Source organism: Synechococcales cyanobacterium T60_A2020_003 (assembly GCA_015272205.1).
Lineage (GTDB): Bacteria > Cyanobacteriota > Cyanobacteriia > RECH01 > RECH01 > JACYMB01.
In genome coordinates this window covers 1-4,772 of record JACYMB010000284.1, presented here as the reverse complement: position 1 = coordinate 4,772, position 4,772 = coordinate 1, and the positions used below count along the sequence as shown (strand labels likewise).

The 4,772-nt window shown below is 52.8% G+C and carries 6 protein-coding genes and 1 tRNA gene; 2 read left to right on the top strand and 5 right to left on the bottom strand.

Annotated features, from left to right (window positions below; translation table 11 throughout):
- Nucleotides 1–441 (top strand): amylo-alpha-1,6-glucosidase (locus IGR76_14035; GenBank protein MBF2079597.1); only part of this gene is annotated, 441 nt, incomplete at its 5' end.
- Between the two features lie 22 nt (nucleotides 442–463).
- On the opposite strand, the gene IGR76_14030 is transcribed toward IGR76_14035, so the two are convergent.
- A tRNA-Ser gene (locus tag IGR76_14030) sits at nucleotides 464–555 on the bottom strand.
- A gap of 74 nt (nucleotides 556–629) precedes the next feature.
- Nucleotides 630–1,544: an alpha/beta fold hydrolase gene (locus IGR76_14025; protein MBF2079596.1), complete on the bottom strand. Its 915-nt coding sequence runs from the start codon at nucleotides 1,542–1,544 to the stop codon at nucleotides 630–632.
- A gap of 62 nt (nucleotides 1,545–1,606) precedes the next feature.
- Here IGR76_14025 and IGR76_14020 point away from each other — a divergent pair, with 62 nt between their 5' ends.
- Nucleotides 1,607–1,987 carry a hypothetical protein gene (locus IGR76_14020; GenBank protein MBF2079595.1) on the top strand — a complete coding sequence of 127 codons (381 nt, stop codon included), beginning with the start codon at nucleotides 1,607–1,609 and terminating at the stop codon, nucleotides 1,985–1,987.
- A 221-nt stretch (nucleotides 1,988–2,208) separates the two neighbouring features.
- On the opposite strand, the gene IGR76_14015 is transcribed toward IGR76_14020, so the two are convergent.
- From IGR76_14015 to IGR76_14005, 3 genes are all read right to left on the bottom strand, one after another.
- Nucleotides 2,209–2,430 (bottom strand): DUF4327 family protein, encoded by a 222-nt coding sequence (locus tag IGR76_14015; protein ID MBF2079594.1) that lies wholly within the window; start codon nucleotides 2,428–2,430, stop codon nucleotides 2,209–2,211.
- A 456-nt stretch (nucleotides 2,431–2,886) separates the two neighbouring features.
- Nucleotides 2,887–4,569: a solute carrier family 26 protein gene (locus tag IGR76_14010; GenBank protein MBF2079593.1), complete on the bottom strand. Its 1,683-nt coding sequence runs from the start codon at nucleotides 4,567–4,569 to the stop codon at nucleotides 2,887–2,889.
- Nucleotides 4,570–4,623: 54 nt separating this feature from the next.
- Nucleotides 4,624–4,772 (bottom strand): hypothetical protein (locus tag IGR76_14005; GenBank protein MBF2079592.1); only part of this gene is annotated, 149 nt, incomplete at its 5' end.

The following is a 4,772-nucleotide window of genomic DNA, read 5'->3' as shown; positions in this document are numbered from 1 at the left end:
CCCAATGCTGTGATTGCGCTATCCCTATATCACTGTGGATTTGACGATCACCTCGCTCGACAGGGATTACGGATTGCTCGCGATCGCCTACTCACTCCATTGGGCTTACGCTCCCTTGACCCCGCCGATCCGGACTACGTTGGCTCCTATCGCGGTAATGTTGAACAGCGCGATCGCGCCTACCATCAAGGCACCGTTTGGAGTTGGCTCATTGGTCCCTTTTGCCGAGCCTGGACGCGCTTCTATCCCGATGAGCCGTTACCGATCGATGCCTCGGCTTTGCTGCACCACATGGAAACCCAAGCATGTCTAGGATCTATTTCGGAAATCTTTGATGGCGATGCTCCCCATACCCCTCAGGGGGCGATCGCCCAGGCATGGTCAGTGGCGGAAATTCTCCGGCATTGGTCCGACCTGACTCAATCAGGGTCAGACAACTGAATCCAAATGCCTGAATTTTGAACGGAGAGGGAGGGATTCGAACCCTCGGTAGGGCATTACTGTTCCTACAACAGATTAGCAATCTGCCGCTTTCAACCACTCAGCCACCTCTCCAGGTGCTCGGAGAATTATAATAGCAGATATTGAGGGCAGACTTTTAACTTTGCGTCAAAGAAATTGCAAAAAGTTTAGGCAGTCCGTTCAAGAAATGTGCGGATTAAGCCTGCCGTCTGCCGCGGTTTCTCCAAATGAGGGACGTGTCCGCATTGATCCAGCCAAATTAAAGTTCCTTGCGGTATTCCGTCGGCATCTATCGCACGCAGAGCGTCTTCAAACTTATAGGCATCCTCCGTGCCCAAAATTTGATCCGATCGCCCCCACAGGATTAAGGTTTTCATGCTGAGTTCCGCAATACGAGACGCTAAAAAATTGTAGCCACCACTTTGAGCAAAGGACACGAGAGCACGCCGCCACCCTGGGCAACTCAGATGCAAAGCCGCACAGCAAGCGGCATCGGCGGACGCCCATGTGGAATCATGGTATGCCGATTTGCTAATGCGACCGCGCACCCAGGCGTTACGCAACACTTCGGTTCCTGCGTAGGTAATCGGCAACAGCCAACGCCCAGACGGAGGAGCCTTGGCAAATCCAGCACTATCTAGTAATACCAGTCGGTCTACAGCATCCGGATAGGTCAACGCAAAATCGATGGCGGCAGCCCCACCCATGGATGCACCCACCAGCACCATTGGTCGGCCAATGAGCGTTTTCCAAACGGAGTAAAGATGGGTTTTCAGCGTGGCTGGACTGAAATTAATCTGGGCAGGGCGTTCTGTGAATCCAAAACCTAACAGATCAACGGCCCACGTCTCAAAAGAAAGGGCGAGTTCGGGCAACAGCCGCCGAAACTCGAACACGGAGCTATCAAACCCATGCAAGAGTAGAACAGGTAGGCTTCCTGTTCCTTGCTGCACATAGGTTGTCTGAATAGCTTCTGGACAAAGGGGCGTGGCGATCGCCTTCTGTTGTAGGGCGATCGCGATTTGGCGTGACGTTTCTTCTGTCAGTTGGACAACCGTCGGAGGCAAAAAGGTCGGAAACATTGGTTCTTGACAAAGGATCGCTAATATAGAAGGCTAAAAGCATTCAATTCTGATTTGCCCAAATGAATCCCGAAAATTTGGCTCAACTCATCCAAAAAGGCTTTCGCGTAACCCTTGGCGCGGCAACTGCGATCGCGGAGTCTGTCAAAAACCCCGATCAAGGAGCAGAGACGTTTTCAAGACTACAAACGGACTTTTATCAGCTTACAGAAGAATGGGAAGCAAAAGGCGAAACCGCTGAACGAGAGGCACGCACCTTTGTCGAGCAATTGTTTAATAGTGCAAGCTCGGCCTCAAACCGTTCGTCCTCTACGCCGTCGCCATCCCAATCCTCGGCTCCTACGGCTGCCCCCGACCTCCAGACCGACCTCCAGGAACTGACTCAGCAGATTGCGTCTATTCGCGCCGAGCTAGAAACATTGAGAAGCGAGAACGATTCGTAGCACAGCTTGAGCAGGCTCCGTATAGGCGACTCTACCAAGGCTTTATAGAACTGGAAAAAGGATGGCCCCTGCAATGGAGCCATCCGTACTAGATTATTCGTTTAGCAAGTTCAATAGCCTACAAAATTGCATAGGAGACCCATGCACCAATATTCGTTTGTGTCCTAGATAGATTCTCCTCTACCACCAACGTGTACATTACTCAACTATCCGTTAACGGGTTAATCATTTGCCCATTCTTCACGACCGATTAGATCCCCAATTCGGTCTCTAAGCAAATAGCAACTACGCTCTAGCTCGCACTCAATCATCGCCCATTCCCGTGCTGGAATGTACTTACACAAGGTATAGATGGGCTGATGGCGACTGAGAACACCGCGCTGCACCAACTGGCGCGCTTCATCTTGAATGAAGTTGATAGAATATCCAACGGATTGAATCATGGACTACCCTCTATTGACTGGATGGCAATGGTTTATGTCACGGTCACTCAAGATTCTCAAAATCGCAGCAGCGATATAACACTGATGGATTAAGACTATTTTTTGTAGTCAGGTATACTGAACTTTTTCTTATTCTTACCGCTGAACCCTAACGGTTATATAAATAAACGTTACGAAAGTCAGCAGACCCTGACAAGGGTTGAGTAAATAGTATACTTGATCTAATCACTCGATATCAGTGGCTCTCCAAGCGGAACCTAAGCGACAACAGCTTGAAATGCTGGGGTGCAAATTCGTGGATTTGCAACGATTCAGCTCATAATCAAAGGCCAACATACTCTACTTCGAGACTCTCATGTCAATCGTCACTACCCTTTGCAACGGGGGCAGATCTGGCTGTGGGCGATCGCGAAGATGTTTCTTCAGCCAACTGGAGGGGTCAATATTGCAACCCGATTAGCGTCGAGCCTCAAATCCGGCGATCGCCGTATGCAGCGTGAGATAGATGTGATTGACCCCGACCGTGTCTAAAAGCCCCGATCGCCGTAGCTGATCATAGAGATCCTGTTTCACCCGCGCCATTGCAAAGGTAATCCCCTTCGTGGCGAGTTCGTGTTGAAACTCCGTCAACCCCTCGATCGCCGTCATGTCTACTTCTGGAATGGCTTCGGCATTCAGCACAAACCACTCCACTGGCGTTTTCTCTGCTTCAATCGCCGCAAATGCCCGCTGCTTAAAATTCTCCACGTTCGCAAAACAGAGCGGTGCATCATAGCGGTAGAGGACTAAGCCTGGAATCGTCGTAGCGTTGTCCCAGTCTTCGATGTCGTGGAGGCCGGGCAACTCGGCCACCCGCCCCATGACCGCATCGTGAGGACGAGCGATGCGGGCAAAGAGGTCAATCACTGATAAGCCCACTGCAATTCCTACACCTACGAGAATGTCGGTCAGCAACACCCCCGCCGTGGTGATTAGCGCTAGATAAAACTCGGTTTGGCGAAACTGCTTGAGCCGTCGGAACTCTGGGACATCAATCAGCTTTAGCGCGGCAAAAATAACGATCGCCCCTAGGGCGGCTTTAGGAAAGAGCGCCAACACCGGACGCAGAAACAGCAGCACCAAGACCACCCCTCCCAACGCCACCAGGGAAAAGAGTTGACTCTTGCTGCCCAGGGAATCGCCAATCACCGTGCGGCTACCGCTGCTACTAATCGGAAAGCCTTGCAGAAAGCCATTCCCCAGGTTCGAGAGTCCCAGTGCCAGTAACTCTTGGTTGGCGTGAATTTTGTACTGATTCCGGGCGGCAAAGGCTCGTGCGGTCAGCACATTATCTGAATAACCGACGATCGCAATGCCGATCGCCGACGCCACCAGCGTTCCCACCTCTGTCCCCGCGATTTTGGGCAGTTGGGGATGGGGCAGACCCGCCGGAATCTCGCCCACTACGGCAATGCCATCCTGATCCAGATGCAGAAGGGCGATCGCCCCCGTTGCCAAGAGAACCGCCAGTAACGGCCCTGGCGCATTGGGGAAGAGCCGCCGCATGAGGAACAGAAACAGCAAAACGACGATCGCCAGAATCAGGGTCGGCTCGTGGATATGGTCCAGGTTTTGCAAAAACTCGACGACTTGCCCAAAGGATTTATCCGCCTGGATCGATAGGCCGCTGATTCTGCCCAACTGTCCCGTCATCATAATGACGCTGACTCCGGCCATGTAGCCAATCAGGATCGGCTTTGAGAGCAGGTTGGCCAAAAACCCTAATCGGGCAACATAGCCCCCAATACAGGCGAGTCCCACCAGCAACGCCAGCAAGGCCGCCAAACTGGCATAGTCACTGCCATCCGATGTGGCTAAGGGGGCGATCGCCGCTGCGGTCATCACAGCGGTAGTCGATTCGGGGCCGACCGAAAGCTGAGGCGAGGAGCCAAAGAGGGCATAGATCGCCATTGGCAGCAGAATTGCCCACAATCCGGCAACAGGTTCTACGCCTGCCAGTTCTCCATAGGCCATGCACTGGGGAATCAGGTAGGCCGCAACCGTGACGCCCGCCAGCACATCGCCCCGCAACCAGGATTTCTGGTACGACAACAGGTGTTTCCACCCTGGGACGATGGTGAAGAGGGCTTTAGTGGCCATAGAGAAAAATGGGCGATCGCCATGGGAGAACTATCTCCCATTAAAGCGGAGGTTTTACACCGGATCATCCACCGGAGTGGCGGGTTCGGTCGGAGGGGCTATTCGGGATGGGGGAATCAAGAAAAAGGCGATCGCCACTACAATGCCCACCGCTGTACCGACAAAGAAGACGGCAGTTCCGGCGGACTTCCACAACGGCCCCA

Bases quoted from the DNA above. Each gene is read 5' to 3' on its own strand.
- IGR76_14025 (MBF2079596.1), bottom strand. From the start codon at position 1,544: ATGTTTCCGACCTTTTTGCCTCCGACGGTTGTCCAACTGACAGAAGAA.
- IGR76_14020 (MBF2079595.1), top strand. From the start codon at position 1,607: ATGAATCCCGAAAATTTGGCTCAACTCATCCAAAAAGGCTTTCGCGTA.
- IGR76_14015 (MBF2079594.1), bottom strand. From the start codon at position 2,430: ATGATTCAATCCGTTGGATATTCTATCAACTTCATTCAAGATGAAGCG.
- IGR76_14010 (MBF2079593.1), bottom strand. From the start codon at position 4,569: ATGGCCACTAAAGCCCTCTTCACCATCGTCCCAGGGTGGAAACACCTG.